Annotated in this window: 20 protein-coding genes and 2 pseudogenes; 7 read left to right on the top strand and 15 right to left on the bottom strand. The window is 70.9% G+C overall.

Annotated elements, in window-relative coordinates; genetic code table 11:
* Positions 1 to 27: 27 nt before the first annotated feature.
* Positions 28 to 1,182: an anhydro-N-acetylmuramic acid kinase gene (locus L0P92_RS26675; protein WP_234765559.1), complete on the bottom strand. Its 1,155-nt coding sequence runs from the start codon at positions 1,180 to 1,182 to the stop codon at positions 28 to 30.
* Positions 1,183 to 1,186: 4 nt separating this feature from the next.
* Positions 1,187 to 2,467, bottom strand: a complete 1,281-nt coding sequence (locus tag L0P92_RS26680) for an MFS transporter (RefSeq protein WP_234765560.1) — start codon at positions 2,465 to 2,467, stop codon at positions 1,187 to 1,189.
* Positions 2,468 to 2,681: 214 nt separating this feature from the next.
* On the opposite strand from L0P92_RS26680, the pseudogene L0P92_RS26685 reads away from it, so the two are divergent.
* Positions 2,682 to 3,008, top strand: a pseudogene (locus L0P92_RS26685) (AAA family ATPase); the annotation flags it as partial.
* Here L0P92_RS26685 and L0P92_RS26690 read toward each other — a convergent pair.
* From L0P92_RS26690 to L0P92_RS26725, 8 genes and pseudogenes are all read right to left on the bottom strand, one after another.
* A pseudogene (locus L0P92_RS26690) lies at positions 2,961 to 3,638 on the bottom strand (SDR family NAD(P)-dependent oxidoreductase); the annotation flags it as partial. The pseudogenes L0P92_RS26685 and L0P92_RS26690 sit on opposite strands and share 48 nt — an antisense overlap.
* A gap of 64 nt (positions 3,639 to 3,702) precedes the next feature.
* Entirely contained in the window at positions 3,703 to 4,821 is a 1,119-nt protein-coding gene (gene pcaDC / locus L0P92_RS26695; RefSeq protein ID WP_234765561.1) for a bifunctional 3-oxoadipate enol-lactonase/4-carboxymuconolactone decarboxylase PcaDC, read from the bottom strand.
* Positions 4,818 to 6,113, bottom strand: coding sequence for a 3-carboxy-cis,cis-muconate cycloisomerase (pcaB, locus tag L0P92_RS26700; protein WP_234765562.1), 1,296 nt, complete (start codon positions 6,111 to 6,113; stop codon positions 4,818 to 4,820). The genes pcaDC and pcaB overlap by 4 nt, the downstream gene beginning before the upstream one ends.
* Positions 6,110 to 6,715: a protocatechuate 3,4-dioxygenase subunit alpha gene (pcaG, locus tag L0P92_RS26705; RefSeq protein ID WP_234765563.1), complete on the bottom strand. Its 606-nt coding sequence runs from the start codon at positions 6,713 to 6,715 to the stop codon at positions 6,110 to 6,112. The genes pcaB and pcaG overlap by 4 nt, the downstream gene beginning before the upstream one ends.
* Positions 6,716 to 6,721: 6 nt before the next feature.
* Positions 6,722 to 7,495 carry a protocatechuate 3,4-dioxygenase subunit beta gene (gene pcaH / locus L0P92_RS26710; protein WP_234765564.1) on the bottom strand — a complete coding sequence of 258 codons (774 nt, stop codon included), beginning with the start codon at positions 7,493 to 7,495 and terminating at the stop codon, positions 6,722 to 6,724.
* A 116-nt stretch (positions 7,496 to 7,611) separates the two neighbouring features.
* Positions 7,612 to 8,814 (bottom strand): thiolase family protein, encoded by a 1,203-nt coding sequence (locus L0P92_RS26715; RefSeq protein WP_234765565.1) that lies wholly within the window; start codon positions 8,812 to 8,814, stop codon positions 7,612 to 7,614.
* Positions 8,811 to 9,455, bottom strand: a complete 645-nt coding sequence (locus tag L0P92_RS26720) for a CoA transferase subunit B (RefSeq protein ID WP_234765566.1) — start codon at positions 9,453 to 9,455, stop codon at positions 8,811 to 8,813. The genes L0P92_RS26715 and L0P92_RS26720 overlap by 4 nt, the downstream gene beginning before the upstream one ends.
* Entirely contained in the window at positions 9,455 to 10,210 is a 756-nt protein-coding gene (locus L0P92_RS26725) for a CoA transferase subunit A (protein ID WP_234765567.1), read from the bottom strand. Before L0P92_RS26725 ends, L0P92_RS26720 begins: the two co-directional genes overlap by 1 nt.
* A 224-nt stretch (positions 10,211 to 10,434) precedes the next feature.
* On the opposite strand from L0P92_RS26725, the gene L0P92_RS26730 reads away from it, so the two are divergent.
* Entirely contained in the window at positions 10,435 to 10,899 is a 465-nt protein-coding gene (locus tag L0P92_RS26730) for a MarR family winged helix-turn-helix transcriptional regulator (protein ID WP_234765577.1), read from the top strand.
* A 32-nt stretch (positions 10,900 to 10,931) separates the two neighbouring features.
* Here the strand turns inward: L0P92_RS26730 and L0P92_RS26735 are convergent, their stop codons facing one another.
* Positions 10,932 to 11,879: a DUF3048 domain-containing protein gene (locus L0P92_RS26735; RefSeq protein ID WP_234765568.1), complete on the bottom strand. Its 948-nt coding sequence runs from the start codon at positions 11,877 to 11,879 to the stop codon at positions 10,932 to 10,934.
* A 247-nt stretch (positions 11,880 to 12,126) separates the two neighbouring features.
* On the opposite strand from L0P92_RS26735, the gene L0P92_RS26740 reads away from it, so the two are divergent.
* Entirely contained in the window at positions 12,127 to 13,317 is a 1,191-nt protein-coding gene (locus tag L0P92_RS26740; protein WP_234765569.1) for a zinc-dependent alcohol dehydrogenase, read from the top strand.
* 18 nt (positions 13,318 to 13,335) lie between these two features.
* Here L0P92_RS26740 and L0P92_RS26745 read toward each other — a convergent pair whose 3' ends face one another.
* Complete coding sequence (locus L0P92_RS26745) at positions 13,336 to 14,406, bottom strand: ATP-dependent DNA ligase (RefSeq protein WP_234765570.1); 1,071 nt, start codon at positions 14,404 to 14,406, stop codon at positions 13,336 to 13,338.
* 74 nt (positions 14,407 to 14,480) lie between these two features.
* Here L0P92_RS26745 and ligD point away from each other — a divergent pair, with 74 nt between their 5' ends.
* Positions 14,481 to 15,506 carry a non-homologous end-joining DNA ligase gene (gene ligD, locus L0P92_RS26750; protein WP_234765571.1) on the top strand — a complete coding sequence of 342 codons (1,026 nt, stop codon included), beginning with the start codon at positions 14,481 to 14,483 and terminating at the stop codon, positions 15,504 to 15,506.
* Here the strand turns inward: ligD and L0P92_RS26755 are convergent.
* Positions 15,493 to 17,679 carry an OmpL47-type beta-barrel domain-containing protein gene (locus L0P92_RS26755; RefSeq protein ID WP_234765578.1) on the bottom strand — a complete coding sequence of 729 codons (2,187 nt, stop codon included), beginning with the start codon at positions 17,677 to 17,679 and terminating at the stop codon, positions 15,493 to 15,495. The two genes, ligD and L0P92_RS26755, sit on opposite strands and share 14 nt — an antisense overlap.
* Before the next feature lie 14 nt (positions 17,680 to 17,693).
* Complete coding sequence (locus tag L0P92_RS26760; protein ID WP_234765572.1) at positions 17,694 to 20,171, bottom strand: ThuA domain-containing protein; 2,478 nt, start codon at positions 20,169 to 20,171, stop codon at positions 17,694 to 17,696.
* Positions 20,172 to 20,349: 178 nt separating this feature from the next.
* Here L0P92_RS26760 and L0P92_RS26765 point away from each other — a divergent pair, with 178 nt between their 5' ends.
* Both L0P92_RS26765 and L0P92_RS26770 read left to right on the top strand, forming a co-directional pair.
* Positions 20,350 to 21,351 carry a multicopper oxidase domain-containing protein gene (locus tag L0P92_RS26765; protein WP_234765573.1) on the top strand — a complete coding sequence of 334 codons (1,002 nt, stop codon included), beginning with the start codon at positions 20,350 to 20,352 and terminating at the stop codon, positions 21,349 to 21,351.
* A 194-nt stretch (positions 21,352 to 21,545) separates the two neighbouring features.
* The gene (locus L0P92_RS26770; RefSeq protein WP_234765574.1) at positions 21,546 to 22,580 is read left to right on the top strand and encodes a LacI family DNA-binding transcriptional regulator; all 1,035 of its coding nucleotides are present in this window, start codon (positions 21,546 to 21,548) and stop codon (positions 22,578 to 22,580) included.
* A gap of 48 nt (positions 22,581 to 22,628) precedes the next feature.
* Here L0P92_RS26770 and L0P92_RS26775 read toward each other — a convergent pair whose 3' ends face one another.
* The gene (locus L0P92_RS26775; protein WP_234765575.1) at positions 22,629 to 23,420 is read right to left on the bottom strand and encodes a VOC family protein; all 792 of its coding nucleotides are present in this window, start codon (positions 23,418 to 23,420) and stop codon (positions 22,629 to 22,631) included.
* A gap of 289 nt (positions 23,421 to 23,709) precedes the next feature.
* Between L0P92_RS26775 and L0P92_RS26780 the strand changes: the two genes are divergently transcribed.
* Positions 23,710 to 23,964 (top strand): WhiB family transcriptional regulator, encoded by a 255-nt coding sequence (locus L0P92_RS26780; protein WP_234765576.1) that lies wholly within the window; start codon positions 23,710 to 23,712, stop codon positions 23,962 to 23,964.
* Positions 23,965 to 24,062: the final 98 nt, after the last annotated feature.

Below are 24,062 nucleotides of genomic sequence, written 5' to 3' on the forward strand. Positions count from 1 at the left end.
GGTAGGGGCGGCGGGGGCGAGTCGGCATCACCCCAGCACGAGCCGTTCCGGCCGCCCTCCCGCCGGCGACGGCAGCCGCAGCCCCTCCCGCCCAGGCGTGATCGAGCCGAGCACGCGCGCGTGCCGGGCCCCCGTGGCCGACGGGACCGTCCCGGGCAGGCCGTGGGCAGTCAGGAAGCCCAGAACGGCGAAGGCGTAAGCCTCCTTCGCCGCCGCCGGGAGCCCCAACTCGTCGGACGTGCGCAGCGCCACCCCGGGCAGGCACTGCCCCACCATCGCCATCAGCACCGGGTTACGGGTCCCGCCCCCCGAGGCGATCACCTCCGTCGCACCCGCCGCACACACCGCATCAGCGACCGTCCGCGCCGTCAGCGCGGTCAGCGTGGCGACGACATCCTCAGCGGGCAGAGTGCCGAACCCGGTCAACGCATCCCGCAGATGCCCCAGGTGGAACAGCTCCTTGCCGGTCGTCTTGGGCGCGGGCAGCGCGTAGTACGGCTCCTCCAGCAGCCGCATCAGCAGCGGTTCATGGACGCCACCGCGACCGGCAAGCGCCCCGTCCACGTCGTACGCCAGCCGTCCGCCACTGAACCCCCGCGCCGCCGCGTCGATCAGCGCACAGCCCGGCCCGGTGTCGAAGGCCGTGCCGTCGGGTGCGGTGAGGTTGGCGATCCCGCCGATGTTGAGGGCGACGGGCGTCCCCGGCCGGCCGCGCAGCCACAACAGGTCGACCAGGCTGACCAGCGGGGCGCCCTGGCCGCCGGCGGCGATGTCACGTGGCCGGAAGTCGGCGACCACGGGCAGCCCGGTCGCCTCGGCGATCCACGCGGGCTGCCCGAGCTGAAGGGTGCCGAACACCTTCCCCTCCTCGGCCCAGTGATAGACCGTCTGCCCGTGCGAGGCCACCAACTCAGCCCGCCCGTCGCACAGTTCACGGTCAGCGCGCACGGCGGCCGCCGCGAAGGCCTGCCCGACCCGCGTGTCGAGCCGGCACACCTCCGCCATCGAGGTCGTCCCCGGCGGCAGCGCCGCCCCGAGCGCCTCCCGCAGCACGTCGTCGTACGGCTCGCTCACCAGCCCCAGCGGCTCGAGCACCAGGCTGTCGCCGACGAGGCTCAGGTCGGCGGCCGCGGCGTCGATGGCGTCGTACGACGTGCCCGACATCAGGCCGATCACCCGCATCCGCTCAATCCGCCCTTCTCTCAGCTTCCCTCGATACGGTGGCCAACGCCAGGACGCTCACCGCGCAGGTCGCGGCCGCGTAGTACGCGGGGATGTCCACGTTCCCGGTCCGTTCGATCGTCTCCGTGATGATGAGCCCGGCACACCCCGAGAACACCGCATTGGACAGGGCGTAGGCGAGCCCCAGCCCCGTGTAGCGCACGTTCGTCGGGAACAGTTCCGCGAGCATCGCCGGACCCGGCCCCGCCATCAGCCCCACCACCGCGCCCGCGCCCCACACCGCCACACCCTTCACGGTGAGGGAAACGCCCGGGTCCTGGAGAAGGTTGAGCAGCGGCACCGCGAGGACCACCACCAGCGCCGCCCCCGCCAGCATCACCGTCCGCCGCCCGACCCGGTCGCTGAGCCACCCCGCCGGCACGATCGTCATCGCGAAACCGAGGTTGGCCAGCACCGTGGCGACCAGCGCCTGCTGGAAGCTCGCGTCCAGCGTGGACTGCAGATACGACGGCAGCACGACCAGGAAGGTGTACCCGGCCGCCGCCCACCCCATGATCCGCCCGGCGCCCAGCACGATCGCCCCGGCGACCTCACGCCCTGCCGGCCGCTCCGTCTCCCGCTCCTCCCGGAACGCCGGCGTCTCGTCAAGACGCAGCCGCAACCACAGCGCCCCCAGCCCCAGCGGCAACGTCAGCAGGAACGGCAACCGCCAGCCCCAGTCACCCAGTTGCCGCTCGGTCAGTACCGTGGCCAGCAGCGCCGCCGCCCCCGCACCGCCCAGCAGCCCCAGCGCCACCGTGAACGACTGCCACGACCCGTACAGCCCGCGCCGCCCGGGTGGCGCGAACTCCGTCATCACCGACACCGCGCCCCCGAACTCCCCGCCCGCCGACAGCCCTTGCAGCACCCGCAGCAGCGTCAGCAGCCACGGGGCGAGCGCGCCGACCGTGTCGTACGTGGGCAGCACACCGATCAGCGTCGTCGCCCCGGTCATCAGCGTGATCACCAGGATCAGCACCGGACGCCGGCCGATCCGGTCGCCGAGCCGGCCGAACACGGCCGCGCCGACCGGCCGGAAGAAGAACGCCAACGCGAACGACGCGTACGTCTTCACCAGGGCCTCGATCTCGCTGCCGCCCTCCGGGGTGAAGAACCGCGCCGCGATGATCGTCGCGAAGTAGCCGTAGACACCGAACTCGTACCACTCGATGAAGTTGCCCACCGACCCCGCGACCAGCGCCTTGCGGGACCGGACCGGGGCCTGCTCGGGGAACGTCGACTTCATGCCCGCGCCTCCTGAATCCCGAATTCCGGTCGGGGAACCGGTTTTTGACTGTCGGTCAGTTTCGGCGGTGCAGGTCGCAGGCCCTGCGCGTCGCCCGCGTGCACCCGTCGTCACCCGTCAAGGCAACAGCTGCCCGGAGCCGCCTCCGCTTAGGCAATCGGACGACTACGCTCGGGGTCTGTACGTCGTTCGGGCGACTTGGGGAGGTAGCGGGATGACGGAGGTACGGCCCACACAGGCCGCCTCGGCCTCGCTGTGGGAGCGCGACGAGGAAGTCGCCGCCGTCGAGCGGGCCCTCGACACCCTGTGCGCGGACAGGTCCTCCTCGGGCAGCCTCCTGGTGCTCCGGGGCGAGGCGGGACTGGGCAAGACCGCGCTGCTGGCCGAAACCCGCCGTATCGCCGAGGCCCGCGGCTGCACCGTGTGGTCCGCCCGGGGCAGCGAGACCCTGAGCTCCGTTCCCTTCAACGTCGTACGGCAGCTGCTCCAACCCGCGCTGCTGTCCCTGATGCCGGAAGAGGCCCGCGAGTACCTCGGCGACCGTGTGCCGGGGTGTGAAGCCACCTTCGCGGACCATCGCCGTGTCCATGTGGGTCGCCGGGTGCAGCACGTTCACCGAGACTCCGGTGCCCGCCAGTTCCTCGGCGAGGACGAACGTATGGGCGGCGAGGGCGAACTTGCTGCGGCAGTACGCCGAAAGCCCGTCGTAGCCGCGGGTCAGCTCGGGGTCGTCGAGTTCCAGGGGCTCCTGCCCGGCCGAGCCGACGTTCACGATCCGCGCGGGCGCGTTGGCGCGCAGGACGGGGAGCAGGGCGCGGGTCAGCGCGACCGGCGCCAAGTAGTTGACCGCGAGGCGCAGTTCGTGCCCGTCGGCGCTGAGCTCCCGCACGGACCGGTGCGGTCCGGCGCCCACCGCCGCGTTGTTGATCAGCACGTCGAGCTCCGGGTAGGCCTCGGCGACATGCGCCGCCAGCTCGCGCACCTGTGTCAGCGAGGCCAGATCGGCGACGAACCCCTCGGCCTCGCCGTCGGCCCGCAGCTCCTCGACGAGCCGCTCGGTGCGGCCCGCGTCCCGGCCGTGCGCGAGGACGCGGTGCCCGGAGCGGACCAGCTCGAAGGCGACGTAGCGGCCGAGCCCCGAGGTGGCGCCGGTGAGCAGAATCGTGGACATGCCTCCACCGTAGGCACGGCGTGCGGACATGTGCGAGGCGCTGCCGGTGGTACGACCAGCAGGGTCACCCTTCCTCTTCCGCGAGGACCCGCTGCGCCGCCGCGAACGCCGAGTTCGCCGCCGGCACCCCGCAGTACACGGCCGTCTGGAGCAGTACGGCGCCGATCTCCTCCGGCGTCAGCCCGTTGCGCCGGGCCGCGCGGACATGCATGGCCAGCTCGTCGTAGTGGCCGTGGGCGACCAGTGCCGTCAGGGTGATCATGCTGCGTTCGCGGCGGGTGAGCGTCGGGTCGGTCCAGATCTCGCCCCAGGCGTAGCGCGAGATGAAGTCCTGGAAGCGCGCGGTGAACGGCGTCTGCCGGGCCTGCGCCCGGTCGACGTGGGCGTCACCGAGCACCTCGCGTCGCACCTCCATGCCCAGCCCGGCGCCGCCGCCGAGGTGCGCCCGCATCGCGGTCAGCACGGCCTGCGAGCACTGCGCCGGCGCCAGATGCGAGGCCCCGGGCAGCTCGACGAGCGTGGCACCGGGCACGGCGTCCGCGATCTCCCGCAGATGCGCCGGCGGTGTCGCCGGATCCTCGCGGCCCGCGATCAGCAGGGTGGGCGAGGTGATCTCGGGCAGCCGTTCGCGCAGGTCGAAGGCGGCGAGCGCGTCACAGCAGGCGGCGTAGGCGGCCGGATCGGCGTCCCGGTGGTCCTGGACCAGCTCCGGCACGGTGAAGCCGGAGGTGAACCAGCGGCCGTTCGCGCTGTCGGCGAGCCGCGACAGCCCGTCGCGGCGCACGAGCGCGGCCCGCTCCTCCCACGGCTTCGCACCGTTGAAGTGCGCCGACGAGCAGATCACGGCCAGCGAGGAGATCCGCTCGGGATGGTGCACGGCCAGGTGCAACCCGACCGCACCGCCCAGCGACACCCCGGCGTACGCGAACCGCTCGACGCCGAGCGAGTCGGCGAGCGCCAGCACCAGTCCGGCGAGGTCACCGACGGTCGCGCCGGCGTCGACGAGATCCGCCGCCGAACCCCCGTGCCCCGGCAGATCCCAGCGGACCACCCGATGGGTGATCGACAGCTCGGGCGCGACCTTGTCCCACAGGGCGTACGAGGTGCCGAGCGAGGGCCCGAGCAGCAGCGCGGGCGCGGAAGTGGGTCCTTCGGTGCGGTGGTTGAGGAGTTTGTCGGTCAACGTCGCTCCAGGGCACGGTCGGTGAGGGTCCCTGCGGAGCCCGTGTAGTGGGTGGGATCGAGGTCTACGCCCGTGAGCTCCGGCGCCTCGGCGAGCGGGCGGCCCTCGGACGCCAGTCGGGTGAGCAGTTCCTTGGCGCGGGCCCGGCCCAGCACCGGGGCCAGCTCGGCGGACAGCCGCTCGGACACGATCAGCCCATGGGTGAGGTCGAGGTGCTCGCGCATGACGTCGGGTCTGACCCGCAGCCCCTCGGCCAGTTCCACGGCGTCCCCGGCGGCACCGCCGACCAGCCGCAACAGCTCCCGCAACGGCTCCCACTCCGCGTGCCAGGCGCCGGCCGCCCGCTCGTCCTCCGCCGCCAGCGACCCGTAGAGGGTGGCCGCGAGATGAGGTGCCCGTCGCGCCGCGGCGGCGATCAGCGTGGACCGTACGGGATTGGACTTGTGCGGCATGGCGGACGAGCCCCCGCCGCTGCCCTCCGCGAGTTCCGCGATCTCGGTGCGCGAGAGCGTGAGGACGTCCGCGGCGATCTTGCCGAGCGCCCCCGCGGTGAAGGCGAGGCATCCGGCGAGATCGGCGACGGGTGTGCGCAGCGTGTGCCACGGCAACCGCGGAGCACGCAGGCCGAGTTCGCGGGCGTACACCGTCGCCAGCTCGACCGGATCGGTCGCGCCGTATGCCCCGAAGGCCGCCAACGTGCCCGCCGCGCCCCCCAGTTGGGCAGGCAGCGAGTCCCGTACGGCCGTCACCCGGTCCCGTGCGTCCAGCACCAGCGACCGCCACCCGGCCGCCTTCAGCCCGAACGTCGTCGGTACGGCGTGCTGGGTGAGCGTCCGCCCCGGCATCGCGGTGTCGCGGTGCTCGGCGGCCAGCCGGGACAGGGCCCGCTGGGTGCGGTCGAGGTCCGCGAGCAGCAGGTCGAGGGTGCGTGCCCCGACCAGCATCAGTGCCGTGTCCAGGATGTCCTGGCTGGTGGCACCCCGGTGGACGTACGGCCCGTACTCCGCGCCGACCGCCTCGGTGAGGCCGGCGACCAGGGGGATGACCGGGTTGCCGCCGCCGCGCGCACGTTCGGCGAGGGACCGTACGTCGTAGCGGCCGGCGTCGGCGGCCTCGGTCACCGCGGTGGCAGCCTCGGCCGGGGCGAGGCCCAGGGAGGCCTGCGCCCGGGTGAGCGCAGCCTCCGCGTCCAGCAGCGCCTGGAGACAGGCGCCGTCACCAGTCGCGGAGGCGGCGGGGGAGCCTGCCCACCCGGGGGCGAGCAGGCCGGTGTCCGGATCGGGAGAAGTCACTGGAACTCCAGGAAGACCGTCTCGCCTTCGCCCTGAAGGCGGATGTCGAAACGGTAGGTGCCATCACGCTGCTCCCGTGCGATCAGCGTGTCGCGCCGCTCGGCCGGCACCCGGGCGAGCAACGGGTCAGCGGCGAGGGCCGCCTCGTCGCCCGGCAGATAGATCCGCGTGTACAGATGCACCAGCAGTCCGCGCGCGAACACGCACACACTGATGTACGGGGCGCTCTGCCCACGTGCGCCCGGTCGCAGCGTCCGCGCCGTCCAGTGCCCGTTGGCGTCGGTCTGGATCCGGCCCCAGCCGGTGAACTCCACGCCGTTGCGGCCGAGGTAGCCGCCGCTCGCCGGGTCGCGCCGGATCGAGCCGTCGACCTGCGGGACGTTGCCGTCGGGGTCGGCGCTCCACAGCTCCACGAACGCGTCGGGCAGCGGGTCGCCCTCGCCGTCCTGGACGTAGCCCTGGAGGACGATGCCGTCCGGGTGTCCGACGGGCGCGATGTCGCCGCCGCCGGGGAAGGGCAGGGCGTGGCCGTAGAAGGGGCCGACGGTGTGCGACGGGGTGGGGAGGACGGTCTCCGGGCGGCTCGTGTCGATCTTCGTCATGGCAGGTCAGCGTCCCTCTTCGATCCAGGTGGCGTGCGGTCCGTCGAGGACGATGTCCCAGTGGTAGCCCATCGAGAACTCCGGCACCGACAGACTGTGGTCGTAGGTGGCGACCAGCCGCTGGCGGGCCGCGTCGTCCGTCACCGACTGGATGATCGGGTCGTAGGGGAACAGCGGGTCGCTCGGGAAGTACATCTGCGTCACCAGCCGCTGGGTGAACGCCGTGCCGAACAGCGAGAAGTGGATGTGGGCCGGCCGCCAGGCGTTGACGTGCTGCCGCCATGGGTACGGGCCCGGCTGGATGGTGGTGAACCGGTAGAAGCCGCTGTCGTCGGTCAGGGTGCGGCCGACGCCGGTGAAGTTCGGGTCCAGCGGGGCGTCGTGCTGCTCGCGCTGGTGGGCGTAGCGGCCGGCCGAGTTCGCCTGCCAGACCTCGATCAGCTGGCCGCGCAGCGGACGGCCGTCGCGGTCCAGGAGCCGGCCCTCGACGGTGATCCGCTCACCGATCGGCTCCCCGGTGTGCTGCCGGGTGAGGTCGTTGTCGATCTCGGTGATGTCCCGCTCGCCGAAGGCGGGGGAGTGCAGCTCCACCAGCTCCGGGTCCTTGCTGACGTCGATCTTGATCGGCCGCTGCTTCGGGTGGCGCAGCACCGAGGAGCGATACGGGGTGTAGTCGCGGCGCGGGTGGTGCTCGACGGGGGCACCGTCGGCGACGCGCTTCTCGTACGCGGCGTGCTCGGCGGCGATCTCTAGGTCGATGTCGTGCTGGGTGAGAGTCATCGGGATTCCTGGTGATTCTGACGGTCACTTCGAAGTCGGGCGGGAGAACTGCGCCCCGTGAGGGACGCGGGGAACGGCGCGACCGGCCACAACGGGCCTGCGGCCGCAGACGGCGCTCAACGCTCCAGAACGAGGGCGAGTCCCTGCCCCACACCGATGCAGAGAGTGGCGACGCCGACGCCGCCGCCCTTGCGGGCAAGCTGATGGGCGACCGTCCCGGCGAGCCGCGCACCGGAGGCACCGAGGGGATGGCCGAGGGCGATGGCACCGCCCTGGGGATTGAGGATCGCCGGGTCGAACTCGGGCCACTCCGCCACACACCCGAGCACCTGCGCGGCGAAGGCCTCGTTCAGCTCCAGCACGGACAGATCACCGAACCCCTTGCCCGCCTTGGCCAGCGCACGCGTGACCGCCTCGACGGGGGCGAGCCCGAAGTAGTCGGGGTCGAGCGCGTTGACCCCGGTGGCGGAGATCCGCGCGAGCGGCTCGCGGCCGGTGGCCCTCAGGCCCTCCTCGTCGACGAGGAGCAGGGCGGCGGCGCCGTCGTTGAGCGGGGAGGCGTTGCCCGCGGTGACCGTGCCTCCCTCCTTGCGGAAGGACGGCTTGAGCTTCGCCATCGCGGCGAGGGAGGCGTCGGCCCGTACGGACTCGTCGGCGGCAAGGACGACCGGGTCGCCCTTGCGCTGCGGGATGGAGACCGGGGCGAGCTCGGCGTCGAAGAGGCCCTGCCGCTGGGCCGCGGCCGCCTTCTGGTGCGAGGCCAGCGCGAACTCGTCCTGCTGCGCACGGCTGATCTTGTGCTTCTCGGCGATCAGCTCGGCCGACTCGCCCAGCGGGACGGTCCACTGCGGCTCCATCCTCGGGTTGACCATGCGCCAGCCCAGGGTGGTCGAGTACAGCTCCGTGTGCGCGGCGGGGAAGGGCTTGTCGGACTTGGGCAGCACGTACGGGGCCCGGGTCATCGACTCCACGCCGCCGGCCACGGCGATGTGGGCGTCCCCGGCGGCGATGGCGCGGGCCGCCTGGATGACGGCCTCCAGACCGGAGGCGCAGAGGCGGTTGACGGTGACGCCGGGGACGCTGGTCGGCAGACCGGCGAGCAGGGCGGCCATGCGGCCGACGTTGCGGTTCTCCTCGCCGGCGCCGTTGGCGTTGCCGAGGTAGACGTCCTCGATACGGGACGGGTCCAGGTCGGGTGTACGGGCGAGGAGTTCGCGGAGGGCGTGGGCGGCCAGGTCGTCCGGGCGGACGGAGGCGAGGGTCCCGTTGTAACGGCCGATCGGGGTGCGGACGGCGTCAACGATGTAAACGGTGTTCACAGCAGATTCTCCGCGACGGTGAGTTTTGCGTCGGTCTTGGCGATGATCTCGTCAACGCTTACGCCGGGAGCGGTCTCGACGAGCACCAGGCCGTCGTCGGTCACGTCGATCACGCCCAGGTCGGTGATGACTCGGTTCACACACGCCTTGCCTGTGAGCGGCAGCGCGCACTCCTCGAGGATCTTCGCCGAGCCGTCCTTGGCGGTGTGCGTCATCACCACGATGACGGTGCGCGCCCCGTGGACGAGGTCCATCGCCCCGCCGATCCCGGTGACCAGCTTCCCGGGGATGGCCCAGTTCGCCAGGTCTCCCTTGGCGGACACCTGCATCGCGCCCAGCACGGCCACATCGATGTGCCCACCGCGGATCATCGAGAACGACAGCGCCGAGTCGAAGAAGGCGGCGCCCGGCAGCACGGTCACCGTCTCCTTCCCGGCGTTGATCAGATCCGGGTCGACGGCGTCCTCGGTCGGATACGGTCCGGTGCCCAGGATGCCGTTCTCGGACTCCAGGATCACCTCCACGCCCGGCGGCAGGTAGTTCGGGATCAGCGTCGGCAGCCCGATGCCGAGGTTGACGTACTGCCCGTCCTCCAGCTCGCGCGCGGCCCGCGCGGCCATCTGCTCACGACTCCAGGCCATCAGCTGCTCACCGTCCGCTGCTCGATCTTCTTGTCGGCCGCCTGCTCCGGCGTCAGCGCCACCACCCGCTGCACGAAGATGCCTGGCAGATGCACCGCGTCCGGATCGATCTCCCCGGGTTCCACGAGCTCCTCCACCTCCGCGATCGTCACCCGCCCGGCCATCGCGGCCAGCGGGTTGAAGTTGCGGGTGGACTTGTTGAACACCAGGTTCCCGTGCCGGTCGCCCTTGGCGGCGCGTACCAGTGCGAAGTCGGTACGGATCCCGCGCTCCAGCACGTATTCCACGCCGTCGAACTCCCGCACCTCCTTCGGCGGCGACGCCAGCGCCACCCCGCCCGCACCGTCGTAGCGCCAGGGCAGCCCGCCCTCAGCGACCTGTGTGCCGACCCCGGCGGGGGTGAAGAAGGCCGGGATCCCGGCCCCGCCCGCGCGCAGCCGCTCGGCCAGCGTGCCCTGCGGGATCAGCTCCACCTCCAGCTCCCCGGCCAGGTACTGCCGGGCGAACTCCTTGTTCGCCCCGATGTAGGAGCCGGTCACCCGGGCGATCCGCCCGGCCGCCAGCAGCACCGCGAGGCCCGTCTCCATCGCCCCGCAGTTGTTGGAGACGACGCCGAGGCCGGTGACCTCGCGCTCGTACAGTGCCTGGATCAGCACGTTGGGCACGCCGCTCAGCCCGAACCCGCCGACGGCGAGTGTCGCGCCGTCCGGCACATCGGCCACCGCCTCCGCGGCCGTGGCGACCACCTTGTCCATCCGAGAAGCCCCATCTCTTCCGAGCTCCCAGCCCCCGAATTAGTCAGGGCACTGAGTATTTCCGTGAGGTTGCCCATCACGCTGCCACCGGAGCGGGAAGCCGTCAAGGCCTCGGCAAATGCGAACTCCGTGGACTCTTCGGCCGGAGGAAACGCCCGAAGAGGTCCGGTATTGTTCAGTGCACCGACGATTACGACAGGGCGATGACGAACAGGGGAGCGCGCATGGCCGCCGTGGACCTCACCACCCACCCCGGGCATCTGGCCCGGCGGCTCCAGCAGGCGCACTACCTGCTGTGGAACACGATGGTCTCCGAGGAGATCACCTCGCCCCAGTTCGCCGTCCTCAACGCGCTCGTCGCCGAGCCGGGACTGGACCAGCGGACGGTGGGGGAGCGCGTCGGGCTCGACCGGTCCACGATCGCCGAGGTGATCAGCCGGCTCGGCCGCCGCGGACTGCTCGACAAGGTCCGCGACCCCCAGGACGGCCGCCGCTTCCTGCTGCGCCTCACGGACGACGGCCTGCGCACCCACAAGAAGCTGACCGTGCGCACGGCCCGGATGAACCAGGTCTTCCTGGCCCCGCTCGCCGCCGACGAGCAGGCGCTGTTCTTCGATCTGATCCGGCGCGTCGCGGACGCGGCCGAGGGGCTCCGCAACCCTTCGGAGCCCCTCGTCGCACCATCCTGATCCCCGGTTCGAACCCTCCGGTCGCCGGATCCTCAGGACGCCTTCGCGTACACCACCCACACCTGGCCGGTGAAGTTCACCCGCTTGCCGTCCTCGGTCGTGAACCTGGTGCCGCCCGCGGCCTTCGGACGCGTCCAGTAGACGTCGTAGGAGCGCCCGTCGCGCAGCACCCGCGCCTTCCCGGAGCCCACCGTCTCGGTGTACGGCGTGTTCTTGCCGAGGGAGTCGTGGAACGTGGACTTGCGCACCTTCACGTACTGCACGACGACCGTCCCGGCCCCGACCCGCTTCCCGTCCGTCGTCCTGGCGGCCTTGCCGTCCATGCTGACGAGCCAGCGGTCCTGGGCTTTGGACCAGGTGAACTTGTAGCGGGCCAGGTCGTAGCGCACCGACTGCGAGTTCGTGGCCTTGCCGCCGGCCGGGGCGGCGCCGTAGCGGAAGCCGGTCGTCAGGGCGTCGCCGCCGGGGGCGGAGCCCATCAGCCGCTGGGGCCGCAGATAGAGGTTGTGCGGTGAGGGCCTGTTGCGGTTGCGGAAGTAGGCGTCGCCCGCCTTGCCGGGTGGCACCGCCTGCAACGGGGCCTTGTCGATCAGCGGCAGGAGCTTGCCCTGCGCCCCGGAGAAGGCGAGGGTCGGCCGGTTGAACTGGCGCAGCAGCTCCAGGTCGCTCTCGCGTGCGCTGCGCACCGGCCCGACGACCTTCGGCAGCTTCGTCGCGTACACCGCCATCAGCCGGCTCAGTCCGCCCTCGACCTGCTCGACGTACACGACGTCCGCGGCGCCCAGACCCGTGTGGGGACGCGCGGCACGGGCGTTGTCGATCTTCACGGCGAGCACCGAGCCGCCGTTGGCCAGGCTCTCGTTCCCGCTGCCGTTCGACGGCAGGTTCGTGCCGCCGCGCCCGTCGTCGCGCTGTCCGCCGGACGTCGTACAGCCCGCCGCCAGGGAGGCCGTCAGCGCGGCGGCCAGCAGCCCCGCCATGGTCGTGGCACGTCTCGTGCGCGCCCCTCGTTGCCTGCCCACCGTCGCCACCCACCCAGTCCGTGTCATCAATTGTGCGCTTATCTGTTCATAGGTGGCCATACCCGATCTCGCGTGATCAGCCCCGCAAATCCGTCGTTCGGCCCACACCGCTGTCCGCCGTCCACGCGGTTCGGCGGACCGGCGCGGGGGTACCCGGCGCCCACCGCACCAGCGGACGCACACGCCACGGAGGGAGCGCGGGGCGATGAGGGCAGTGACCTGGCAGGGCAAGCGGGACGTGCGCGTGGAGAACGTGCCCGACCCGACGATCCAGGAGCCGACGGACGCGGTCATCCGCATCACGTCCACCGGACTGTGCGGCTCCGACCTGCACTTGTACGAGGTGCTGACACCGTTCATGACACCGGGGGACATCCTCGGACACGAACCGATGGGCATCGTCGAGGAGGTCGGCGCCGGAGTGCCGGACCTCCAGGCGGGCGACCGGGTCGTGGTGCCGTTCCAGATCGCCTGCGGCGACTGCTGGATGTGCCTGACCGGGCTGCCGACCCAGTGCGAGACCACCCAGGTCACCGGCGAGGGCATGGGCGCCGCCCTGTTCGGCTACACCCGGCTGTACGGCGCGGTGCCGGGCGCCCAGGCCGAGTATCTCCGGGTCCCGCAGGCCCAGTTCGGCCCGATCAAGATCCCGGAGGGGCCGCCCGACGACCGGTTCGTCTACCTCTCCGACGTCCTGCCCACCGCCTGGCAGGCGGTCCGCTACGCCGAGGTCCCGGAAGGCGGCAGCGTCGCCGTGCTCGGCCTCGGCCCCATCGGTGACATGGCCTGCCGGGTCGCCCAGGCGCAGGGCGCCGGGCGGGTGTTCGGCGTGGACCTGGTGCCCGAACGGCTGCGGCGGGCGCGCGAGCGGGGCGTGGAGACGTACGACCTCAGGAGCTTCGACGACGAGAAGGAACTCGTGGCCGCCATCCGCGACGTGACGGACGGCCGCGGCCCCGACGCCGTGATCGACGCCGTCGGCACCGAGGCCCACGGCAGCGCCGCCGCCAGGCTCGCCCAGTCGGCCTCGGCGATGCTGCCCCGCAAGATCGGCGGCCCGTTCGCCGAACGCTTCAGCGTAGACCGACTGGCCGCCCTCTACACCGCCATCGACCTGGTGCGGCGCGGCGGCACGATCAGCCTGTCCGGCGTCTACGGCGGCATGGCCGACCCGATCCCGCTGCTCACCCTGTTCGACAAGCAGATCCAGCTGCGGATGGGGCAGGCCAACGTGCGCCGCTGGACCGACGACATCCTGCCCCTCCTGACCGACGAGGATCCGCTCGGCGTCGACGACTTCGCCACGCACCGCGTGCCGCTGAGCGACGCCCCGCACGCCTACGAGATGTTCCAGCGCAAGCAGGACGGCGCGGTCAAGGTGCTGATGAAGCCCTGACCAACCCGGTGTTGCCCGTCAGGCCTGCGGCGCGAAGATCTCCGCCAGGTCGTAGCGGACCGGTTCCTCCAACTGCGCGTACGTACAGCTCTCCGGCGTACGGTCCGGGCGCCAGCGACGGAAGCGGGCCGTGTGCCGGAAGCGCACACCGTTCTCCATGTGGTCGTACGCCACCTCGGCCACCCGCTCCGGCCTGAGCGGCACCCAGGACAGGTCCTTCTTGCCCGACCAGCGGCTCGGCGCCCCCGGCAGCCGTGCCGACTCGTGCGCCGCCTCCTGCGCCCAGGCGGCCCACGGATGCCCCGCGACGTCCTCCATGCGCAGCGGCTCCAACTCCTCGATCAGCTCGGCCCGCCGCTTCATCGAGAACGCGGCCGACACCCCCACATGCTGCAGCGCCCCCTTGTCGTCATGGAGACCGAGCAACAGCGACCCCACCACCGGACCGCTCTTGTGGAGCCGGTAGCCCGCCACGACGACGTCCGCCGTCCGCTCGTGTTTGATCTTGAACATGGCCCGCGCGTCCTGGAGATAGCGCAAGGTGAGCGGCTTGGCGATCACTCCGTCCAGACCGGCCCCCTCGTACTCCTCGAACCACCCCTGGGCCGTGTCCAGGTCGGTCGTCGCCGGCGCCACATGCACCGGTGCCGTCACCCCGGACAGCGCCATCGTCAGCCGCGCCCGCCGATCCGCCAGCGGGACCTCCAGCAGCGACTCGTCCGCCAGCGCCAGCAGGTCGAAGGCCACGAACGACGCCGGGGTCCGCTCGGCCAGCGTCCGCACCCGCGAGTCCGCCGGATGGATGCGCTCGGTGAGCGCGTCGAAGTCCAACCGCCCCTCCCGCGCGATGACGATCTCCCCGTCCAGCACGCACCGCTGCGGCAACCGCTCCTTCAGCCCCGCCACCAGCTCAGGAAAGTACCTGGTCAGCGGCTTGCCGGTACGGCTGCCGAGCTCGACCTCGTCCCCGTCGCGGAACACGATCGCCCGGAACCCGTCCCACTTCGCCTCGTACTGCATGCCCGGCGGGATCTTCGCCACCGACTTGGCGAGCATCGGCTTCACGGGCGGCATCACCGGAAGGTCCATGGTCCGATTCTGCGCGCATCCGGCCGCTGACGCCCGGTGTGCGAGGTGTGCCGGGTCCGCCTACCGTGGCTCGCATGGGCGAAGCGGTGGAACTCCAGGCGGGCGGCCGGACCGTGCGCCTGTCCAACCCGGGCAAGGTCTTCTTCCCCGAGCCCGGATACACCAAGCTGGACCTCGCCCGCTACTACATCGCCGTCGGCCCCGGCATCCTGCGCGCCCTGCGCGACCGCCCCACCACCCTGGAGCGCTACCCGGACGGTGTGACCGGCGAGTGGTTCTACCAGAAGCGGGCGCCCAAGAACATGCCCGACTGGATCCCCACCGCCCACATCACCTTCCCCAGCGGCCGCAGCGCCGACGAGATGTGCCCCACCGAGGAGGCGGCCGTCCTGTGGGCCGCCCAGTACGGCACGCTCACCTTCCACCCCTGGCCGGTCCGCCGCGACGACGTCGACCGCCCCGACGAACTGCGCATCGACCTCGACCCGCAGCCCGGCACCGACTTCGACGACGCCGTCCGCGCCGCCCATGAACTGCGCGCCGTCCTCGACGAGTTCGGCGGCCTGCGCGGCTGGCCCAAGACCTCCGGCGGCCGCGGCCTGCACGTCTTCGTGCCCATCGAGCCGCGCTGGACCTTCACCCAGGTCCGCCGGGCCGCCATCGCCGTCGGACGGGAACTGGAACGGCGGATGCCGGACCAGGTGACGATCAAGTGGTGGAAGGAGGAGCGCGGCGAGCGCATCTTCGTCGACTACAACCAGACGGCCCGCGACCGCACCATCGCCTCCGCCTACTCCGTACGGCCCCGCCCGCACGCCCCCGTCTCGGCGCCCCTGCGCTGGGAGGAGGTGGGGACCGCCCACCCCCAGGACTTCGACATCGCGACCATGCCCGCGCGCTTCGCCGAACTCGGCGATGTGCACGCGGGCATGGACGACCACCGCTTCTCGCTGGACGCGCTGCTGGAGCTCGCCAACAAGGACGAACGCGACCACGGACTCGGCGATCTGCCGTACCCGCCCGAGTACCCGAAGATGCCGGGGGAACCCAAGCGGGTGCAGCCGAGCAGAGCCCGCAAGGAAGGGCCTACAACTCCTTGATCCGGATGTCCCGGAAGGACACCACGTCCGTCGTGCCGTGCACCTGGAGCCCGACATAGCCGGAGGCGAACCTCCGCCCGTCCGTGCCCGGGTCGTCCGAGCGGGGCGGGACGAACTCCTGGCCGCCGGTGTTGTCGAACTCGTTGATCAGCACGCCGTTGCGGTAGACCGAGTAGTGCTGGTCGACCACCCGGATCTCGTAGTCGTTCCACGTGCCCTTCTGGGTGACGCCCGCACCGGCGAGCCCCACCCGGTCGAAGCCGTAGACCGACCCCGTCTTGTACATGTCGCCGTCAGGACGGTCGAGCACCTGCACCTCGTGCCCGTACTTGATGGCGACCCACTCCGGCCGCGACTCCTCGGGATGGTCGTGGACCCACGGGAACCGGACGAACACGCCCGAGTTGGCGTTGCCCGTGCCCGGGGCGTCGTCGCGCCACTGGAGCTTGAGCGAGAAGTCGCCGTACTTCCGCTCGGGGAACCACAGCATGCCGAGGCCGGCCTTCGTCGTCCCGGACGTGATCGAGCCGTCACCGTTCGGTGCGAACGAACCGCCGCCCACTTGCTGCCACTTGGCGAACGACGCCGCGCTGCCGTCGAGGATCGTGCGGTAGCCCTCGGTCTGCCCGGGCTTGCCGATCCCGGACTGACGGGCGGCCTTGTTGATGGCCCTGTACTCGCGCTGGTCGACGACCCCGTCCTTCAGAAGCCGGTCCAGGACCGTCTTCACATGCTTGAGGAACAGCGCCTGGGACGTCCACTCCTTCTCGTCCTCGATCAACTCGTTGATCCGGCACCGGCTGTTGGTGAGCCGGTTCGGAACACCCGAGTCGACCGTGCCGACGATCACCGTCAACCGCTCGTCGAACTCCGGGCAGTTGGGCGCCGGGACCTGACTGGACACGACGGTGAAGGTCACCGTACGGGCCTCGGAGGTGTTGCCCGCCTTGTCCGTGGCCCGATAGGCGAGCGTGTGCGTGCCCGCCCGGTCGACGACCACCGGGGCGCCGTACGCCAGATACGGGCCGCCGTCGAGGGAGTACTCGATCCGGTCCACGCCCGAGCCGTGGTGCTCGTCGGTCGCCGTGACGGTCACCTCGGCGTTCCCGACATACGCACCGTCGGAGTTCTTCGTGCCCTCGACACTCACACCGGTCACCGGCGCTGTCGTGTCCGGCTGCGGCGCCGCCACGACCGTGAACCGCACGCTCTTCTCAGACGCGACGTTCCCCGCCTTGTCGGTGGCCCGGTAGCGCACCGTGTGGTCGCCGACCTCGTGCACCATCACGGGCGCGGAGTACGGCTGCCAGGCGCCGGAGCCGAGCGCGTACTCGATGGTGTTCACGCCGGAACCGGTGTCCGACGCGGAGACGGTGACGGTCGCCATGCCGACGTACGTCCCGTCGGGATTCTGCTCACCGCTGACGGCCGCCGACGTCTCCGGCGCGGTCGTGTCGTCGGACTGCGGCGCCACGACCGTGAACGCGACGCTCTTCTCCGCCGAGACGTTCCCCGCCTTGTCGAGGGCGCGGTACCGGATCCTGTGATCGCCGACCTGGTCGACGACGACCGGGGTGGTGTACGGCTGCCAGGCGCCGGCGTCCCCGACGGCGTACTGGACGCGGTCGACCCCGGAGCCGCCCTCCTCGTCGGTGGCGTGGATCGCCACGCTCGCCGAACCGACGTACTGGCCCTGCGTGTTCTGCGTCCCGCTGACGTGGGCCGAGGCCTCGGGCGCCGTGGTGTCCTCGCCGCTGCCCTCGGTCACCACCAGGATGCCCTGCATCTGCCCGTGGCCGGGGATCGTGCAGTAGTAGCGGTAGCGGCCCGGGGTGAGCGTGACCTCGGCGGTGTGCTTGCCTCCCTGGTCGTCGTTCGGGTTGGCGAGGATGTTCAGCTGGACGTCGTTGTTGTACTCGGGATCGGACGTGTCGAACGTCAGCGTGTGCGGCATCCCGGTGGTGTTGCCGGTCGCCGTGCTGTTCTCGAAGACGATCGTCGTCGTGCCCGCCACCGCGGTCGCGGGCGCCGAGGCGTACTTCGTGATGTCGTCACCGGCGGTCCAGGTGAGGACCTGTGCGGCGGCGGCTTGCTGTGCCTGTGGCTGTCCGGTCGCGGGCAGGGCCTGCAGACCGAGTACCACGAGCAGTGCGGCCAGCAGGGCCGCCCACATTCTTCGTTGTCGTGTCACTGCGCCCCCCTGGCCAGCTGATCGGCGGCCGGAGTGGGCCCGCCGCCCGTGTAAGTCACTCTCCACAGCGCCGACTTGGCGTCCGAGGTGAAGAAGCCGCGGCCGTAGTCGAGCACGTACAGCGCGCCGTCCGGACCGAACTTCCAGTCCATGAGGTTCTTGATGCCGTCGTTGCCGACCGGCACGATCTTCTTCAGCGACTCCGAGTGCACCGGCAGTCCGCCGTCACCGTGGGTCTTCGGGTCGGTGATCACCGCGTTGCGCGGCTGGTCGGCGTCGTAGAAGTCACCGACGAACCACTTGCCGTCCCAGTACGCCGGCCACTTGGTGCCGCTCGTGCTCGCCGCGTCGAACCGGTACACCGGCCCGTTCATCGCGGCCTGACCGCCGCCCTTCAGCCACGGCAGCCCGTAGGTCGCCTCCTCCTGCTTGTACGACGGCACGCCGTTCGCGTCACGCGGGAAGTCCGGGGCGCCGCCCTGGGGCGAGTACCAGATGTTGTTGCCGGTGACCGGCGGAAGGTTGACGAGACCGTCGTTGTTCGGCGACTCGTTCTTCGGGGCGTCGCAGTCGTACCAGCCCAGCGGCTTGCTCGGATCGGGCAGATTGCGGTCCCGGTAGGGCTGCTTGTTGCCCATGCAGTACGGCCAGCCCCGGTTGCTCGCCTTGGTGATCACGGCGAACGTGTCGTACTTCGCCGGGCCCCAGGTGGTGGAGGGTGTCGAGGCGTCCGGGCCGACCCAACCCGCGTACAGCACGTCGGTCTGCTTGTCGACAAAGATGCGTGCCGGGTTCCTGACGCCCATCACATAGATCTCGCCGCGTGTCTTTCCGCCGCCCTCGTCGGTCTCCTTCCCGGTGAAGAGGTTGCCCTCCGGCAGTGTGTACGTGCCGTCCGGCTCCGGGCGGATGCGCAGGATCTTGCCGTTGAGGTTGTTGGTGTTGCCGGCGGTGCGGCGCGCGTCGGCGAAGGACACGCCCTTGTAGTCGGGCTCGGGGTTGTTGCCCGAGTAACCGCCGCTGAAGCCGCTGGAGTTGTTGTCGCCGGTCGCGATGTACAGGTTGCCCTTGGAGTCCCAGGCCATCCCGCCGCCCGCGTGACAGCAACTGTGCACCTGCACCGGCCACTTGAGCAGCACCTTCTCGCTGCCCAGGTCCAGCTTGTTCGTGGCGAGGTCGAGCGTGAAGCGGGAGACGTACCGCTCGGCCATCCGCGTGTCGCGGTTGAGCTTCGAGTGCGGGGTGTAGTGCAGATACACCCACCCGTTTTCCTCGAAGCGCGGGTCGAGCTCGATGCCGAGGAGCCCCTCCTCGACCTTGATCAGCTCGTCGCCGCCGCCCTTGTTGCCGAAGACCGTCAACGCCCCGGCCAGGGTGACCTTCTTGGTCTTCGGGTCGTAGACATGGATCTCGCCCTTGCCCTTGCCGATGTCCGGGTTGTTCCAGTCGGTGACCACCGGCTGCGAGGAGTCGGCGCCGCCCCGGCCGATGTAGAGCACCCGGCCGTCGGGCGCCGTGACCAGGCCGTGCGGCTCGCCGATCTGGTCGTTCTGGCCCGGCTGGTTGGGCTGGGTGAGGCGCTCGGCCTTGTAGTTGCCGTTGATGGTGGCCTTGCAGTCGGCCTGCGAGAGGCGGGTGGTCCACGCCAGGGCGCCGCGCAGATGCGTACGGAAGTCGGTCTCGTCGTACGACGACACCGTGCCGCCCATACCGGTGTAGAAGGAGCGGCCGCCGTCGTAGTCACGGCACCAGCTCACCGGGTGGTCCCAGCCGGTGGCGCCGGTCCCCGGCTGGTAGGTCGACTCCCGTACCCGGGCGACGGTGTGCACCGCACCCGACGGGTTCTTCGCCCAGTTCAGCCACTTGTCGGGCCGTTTCCACTGCACCGGCAGTTCCTTGGTGGCAGGGTGCCGCCGGTCACCGACCTCGACGACGGCCCGCTGTACGGCCGTCGGGCTCCCGGCGGCGGGGCGGGCGCCGACGAGACCGGTGAACCAGTCCGAGTACGGCTCCGCGCGGGCCGCGTCATGGATGCCGACGAAACCGCCGCCCGCCTCCATGTAGGCCTCCAGGCCCGCCTCCTGCTCGGGATCGAGGACGTCACCGCCACCCGTGAGGAAGACGATGGAATTGAACCGGCCCAGCTTGGTCTCATTGGTGAACACCGAGGCGTCGTCGGTGGCCTCGACCTTGAAACGCTGGTCGGCCGGACCCGACAGGCCGATCTTCTCGATCGCCCCGATACCGGCGTTCACCAGCGGCGACTCGTCGCCGGCGGCCGCGGACCCGTAGAAGATGAGCACGCGTACATTCGCGCCGCCCGGTGGCGACTTCACGGACATCGTTGTCAGGGGTGGCTCCGGTGCCGGGCGTGCGTCGGCGGCCGGGGCGGACATCAGCCCGGCGGCGACGAACCCGGCGGTCACAGTGGCCACCCAGGTCTGTCTTCTCGTGCTCAACCCTCGTAAGTGCATGGGCACCTCCACGGTCACAGCAACAGCGACAAGGAAGCTAGACCCCTTTGAGCAACTCGCCAATACCTATGGCCGTACTGGGGTCAACTTTGTCCTGAGTGTGGATAAACGGGAGATCGACCGGTACCGTCTCAGCGGTTCATCCCCGTAATTTCCGTACCGCCGCTGGGAGTTCGGCATGAACAGACGCAACGTCAACAGGCGTACCTTCAACAGACGCATGCTGCTGGGTGGTGCGACCGTCGCGACATCGTTGTCGCTGGCTTCGGTGCCCGAGGCCGTGAGCGCCGACACGCCGCCGAAGACCGCCCCGGCCGGCGGCGAGGTCCGGCGCCTCAAGCTGTACGCCGAGAAACTCGCCGACGGGCAGATGGGCTACGGCTTCGAGAAGGGCAAGGCGACGACCCCCGGCCCGCTGATCGAGCTCAACGAGGGCGACACCGTGCACATCGAGTTCGAGAACACGATGGACGTACCGGTGAGCCTGCATGTGCACGGCCTCGACTACGAGATCACCAGCGACGGCACCAAGCTCAACAAGAGCGATGTCGAGCCCGGAGGCACCCGCACCTACACCTGGCGCACCCACGCCCCCGGCCGCCGCAAGGACGGCACCTGGCGGGCGGGCAGCGCCGGTTACTGGCACTACCACGACCACGTCGTCGGCACGGAACACGGCACGGGCGGTATCCGCAAGGGTCTCTACGGCCCGGTGATCGTCCGGCGCAAGGGCGACGTCCTCCCGGACGCGACCCACACCATCGTCTTCAACGACATGCTGATCAACAACAAGCCCGCCCATTCCGGGCCCGACTTCGAAGCCACGGTGGGCGATCGGGTCGAGTTCGTGATGATCACGCACGGCGAGTACTACCACACCTTCCACATGCACGGTCATCGCTGGGCCGACAACCGCACCGGCATGCTCACCGGTCCCGACGACCCCAGCCAGGTCATCGACAACAAGATCGTGGGCCCGGCGGACTCCTTCGGCTTCCAGGTCATCGCGGGGGAGGGGGTCGGGGCGGGCGCGTGGATGTACCACTGCCACGTCCAGAGCCACTCGGACATGGGGATGGTGGGGTTGTTCCTGGTGAAGAAGGCGGACGGGACGATTCCCGGGTACGAGCCGCATGAGCACGGTGATGAGGCGGCGTCGGGGGCGGGGCACGAGCACTGACGGGCCATGGCCGGGTGATGGTTGTCCCGGTGCGGCGGCCGGTTGTCCCGGCATGGCGGCCGGTTGTCCCGGTGTGGCGGCCGGGGGTTCCGCCGACGTGGGTTTCCGAGCGCTTCCGGTCATCCGAGAGCGCTCTCACCTCCGCCTCCCGCCACGGCTATCCTGATCGGCAGTCGCCGACTAGGAGCCGCGCAGTGACCGAAACCGCCCCGCGTCCCACCCTGGAGGCCGTGGCCGCCCGGGCCGGGGTCTCGCGGGCCACCGTGTCCCGGGTCGTCAACGGCGGGGACGGGGTGCGCGAGCCCCTCGTGGAGCGGGTCCGCAAGGCGGTGGAGGAACTGGGGTACGTGCCCAACCAGGCCGCCCGCAGCCTGGTGACCAGGCGACACGACGCCATCGCCGTCGTGGTCGCCGAACCGGAGACCCGGGTCTTCGCCGACCCCTTCTTCGCCCTGCAACTGCGCGGCATCAGCAAGGAGCTGACGGCCCACGACAACCAGCTCGTACTGCTCCTCACGGAAGGCCGCGACGACCACGCCCGCGTCGGCCGCTACCTCGCCGGCGGCCATGTCGACGGGGCGCTCGTCTTCTCCCTGCACCTCGACGACCCGCTGCCCGGACTGATCCAGCGCGCCGGCGTCCCCACCGTCTTCGGCGGACGGCCCGGCTGGTCCGGCGACCGGCGGGGCGTCGTCTACGTCGACAGCGACAACCGCGGCGGCGCCCGCGACGCCGTACGACACCTCGCCGGCCTCGGCCGCACCCGCATCGCGCACATCACCGGCGCCCTGGACCAGACGTCGGCGGTGGACCGGCTCGACGGATACCGGGATGTCATGGTCGACGCCGATCCGGATCTGATCGTCGAGGGCGACTTCACCCCGAGCGGCGGCGAACGGGCCATGCGCGAACTGCTCGCACGCTGCCCCGACCTGGACGCCGTCTTCGCCGCCAACGACCTCACCGCGGCCGGTGCGCTCAGGGTGCTGCGCGCCTCGGGGCGGCAGGTGCCGGACGATGTCGCGGTGGTCGGGTTCGACGACATGCTCCCGGTGGCGGAACAGACCGATCCCGCCCTCACCACGGTCCGTCAGGACATCGAGGAGATGGGCCGGTTGATGGCCCGGCTGCTGCTGCGCGGTGTCGACCGCCGTGCCGGAGAGCCGGTCGGAGGCGCGCCGTCCAGTGTCGTCCTGCCGACCACGCTGGTGCGACGCGCGTCCGCCTAGCCGAAGCGGCGGGGTGGTGCGGAGCGGTCCGGCGTCGTCTCGTGCGGCTCAGCTCTGTGGAGGAGCGCTCTTGATCACCGCGAAGCGCGCGCCGTACGGGTCGGTGAGCTTGGCGATGCGGCCGACGTCCGGCAGATCCGTCGGAGGCATACGGACCGTGCCGCCCAGCTCGCCAGTCCTGGCGGCCGTGGCGTCCGTGTCGGTGACCTCGAAGTAGGGCAGCCAGTACGCCGGGCCCTCCGCCTCCGCCGGGTCGTCGGCCTTGTCCACCACGCCGCCGAACATGGCGTCCTCCCCGGCCGCCGCCGGGCTGAACGTCGTATAGGTGCCGCCGTAGAAGTCGAGGGCGAAGGTCTCCAGGCCGAGCGTCGCGTGGTAGAAGCCCGCCGCGGCCGGTACGTCCGTGGTGTACAGCTCAAGCCAGCACAGCGAGCCGGGCTCCTGGACGACGTCGAGGCCCTTGTTGGTGCCGGGCTGCCAGAGCCCGAAGCCGACGCCCGCCTTGTCGGCCAGGATGGCCATACGGCCCAGGTCCATCACGTCCATCGGCTGCATCAGCACCGAGCCGTGTGCCTCCTCGGCCGCCTTCGCGGTGGCGTCCGCGTCCGGTGTCTGGAAGTACACGCCCCAGGCCGGCGGGCCCTGCTCCTCGGTGGTCTGCATGCAGCCGGCCACTGTCCTGCCGTCGAGCTGGAAGAGGCCGTAACCGCCGGTCTCGGGTCCGCCCGGCTGGAACCGCCAGCCGAACAGACCGCCGTAGAAGGAACTGGCGCCCTCGATGTCGGGTGTGCCGACATCGATCCAGTTCGGCGCGCCGGTGACATAACGAGTGGTGAGCATCGTCGCCCTCCTCGGAAGGGGTCCCCTTGTCAGCTCTGCTGCCGGTTTCTGCTCTGCCGAGTCTTGCACCGCCCACTGACAATCGCTGCCGGAGCGGTGCCGTCGGCTGAAGCGGGGACGGTGATCACCGGGGTGGCCGTCGGGGATCTGCTCGCTTTCAACTGCTTCCGCGCGCCGCCGTGCGCGGCACCCGTGTGGAGGGGGACCATCGACTCGGCCGGAGGCCCTGGGGCGCGGCGTTGATCCGGCGTTGATCGAACGTTTTTCGCCGAGCGGCACGATTCTGGGCATGCACATCGACTCGATCACAACGATCACCTCGCCCGAGCTGGACTGGCAGCAGGATGCGTTGTGCGCACAGACCGGCGCGGACTTCTTCTTTCCCGAGCCGGGCAGTTCCGTGCGGGAGGCGAAGCGGATCTGCGGCATGTGCCCCATCCGCTCCGCCTGCCTGGAGTACGCCCTCGACAACGACGAACGGTTCGGCGTGTGGGGTGGACTGTCGGAGAAGGAGCGGCTGGAGCTCAGGCGTACGTCGCGTTGAGGGCGGGGTGATTTCGCCCCCGCCGCCCCTACCCGTCCCATCCCTTGAAGGGGCTCCGCCCCTTCAAGGGATGGGACGGGTAGGGGCGGCGGGGGCGA

This window comes from Streptomyces muensis (assembly GCF_021474425.1).
In the GTDB taxonomy this organism is placed as follows: domain Bacteria; phylum Actinomycetota; class Actinomycetes; order Streptomycetales; family Streptomycetaceae; genus Streptomyces; species Streptomyces muensis.

Excerpts from the sequence above, each read along its gene's own strand:
- L0P92_RS26725 (WP_234765567.1), bottom strand. The coding sequence starts at position 10,210 with ATGGACAAGGTGGTCGCCACGGCCGCGGAGGCGGTGGCCGATGTGCCG.
- pcaG (WP_234765563.1), bottom strand. The coding sequence starts at position 6,715 with ATGACGAAGATCGACACGAGCCGCCCGGAGACCGTCCTCCCCACCCCG.
- L0P92_RS26740 (WP_234765569.1), top strand. The coding sequence starts at position 12,127 with ATGAGGGCAGTGACCTGGCAGGGCAAGCGGGACGTGCGCGTGGAGAAC.
- ligD (WP_234765571.1), top strand. The coding sequence starts at position 14,481 with ATGGGCGAAGCGGTGGAACTCCAGGCGGGCGGCCGGACCGTGCGCCTG.
- L0P92_RS26675 (WP_234765559.1), bottom strand. The coding sequence starts at position 1,182 with ATGCGGGTGATCGGCCTGATGTCGGGCACGTCGTACGACGCCATCGAC.
- L0P92_RS26735 (WP_234765568.1), bottom strand. The coding sequence starts at position 11,879 with ATGGCGGGGCTGCTGGCCGCCGCGCTGACGGCCTCCCTGGCGGCGGGC.
- L0P92_RS26760 (WP_234765572.1), bottom strand. The coding sequence starts at position 20,171 with ATGCACTTACGAGGGTTGAGCACGAGAAGACAGACCTGGGTGGCCACT.
- L0P92_RS26780 (WP_234765576.1), top strand. The coding sequence starts at position 23,710 with ATGCACATCGACTCGATCACAACGATCACCTCGCCCGAGCTGGACTGG.
- L0P92_RS26745 (WP_234765570.1), bottom strand. The coding sequence starts at position 14,406 with ATGGACCTTCCGGTGATGCCGCCCGTGAAGCCGATGCTCGCCAAGTCG.
- L0P92_RS26680 (WP_234765560.1), bottom strand. The coding sequence starts at position 2,467 with ATGAAGTCGACGTTCCCCGAGCAGGCCCCGGTCCGGTCCCGCAAGGCG.
- L0P92_RS26765 (WP_234765573.1), top strand. The coding sequence starts at position 20,350 with ATGAACAGACGCAACGTCAACAGGCGTACCTTCAACAGACGCATGCTG.
- L0P92_RS26775 (WP_234765575.1), bottom strand. The coding sequence starts at position 23,420 with ATGCTCACCACTCGTTATGTCACCGGCGCGCCGAACTGGATCGATGTC.
- L0P92_RS26720 (WP_234765566.1), bottom strand. The coding sequence starts at position 9,455 with ATGGCCTGGAGTCGTGAGCAGATGGCCGCGCGGGCCGCGCGCGAGCTG.
- pcaH (WP_234765564.1), bottom strand. The coding sequence starts at position 7,495 with ATGACTCTCACCCAGCACGACATCGACCTAGAGATCGCCGCCGAGCAC.
- L0P92_RS26755 (WP_234765578.1), bottom strand. The coding sequence starts at position 17,679 with ATGTGGGCGGCCCTGCTGGCCGCACTGCTCGTGGTACTCGGTCTGCAG.
- L0P92_RS26730 (WP_234765577.1), top strand. The coding sequence starts at position 10,435 with ATGGCCGCCGTGGACCTCACCACCCACCCCGGGCATCTGGCCCGGCGG.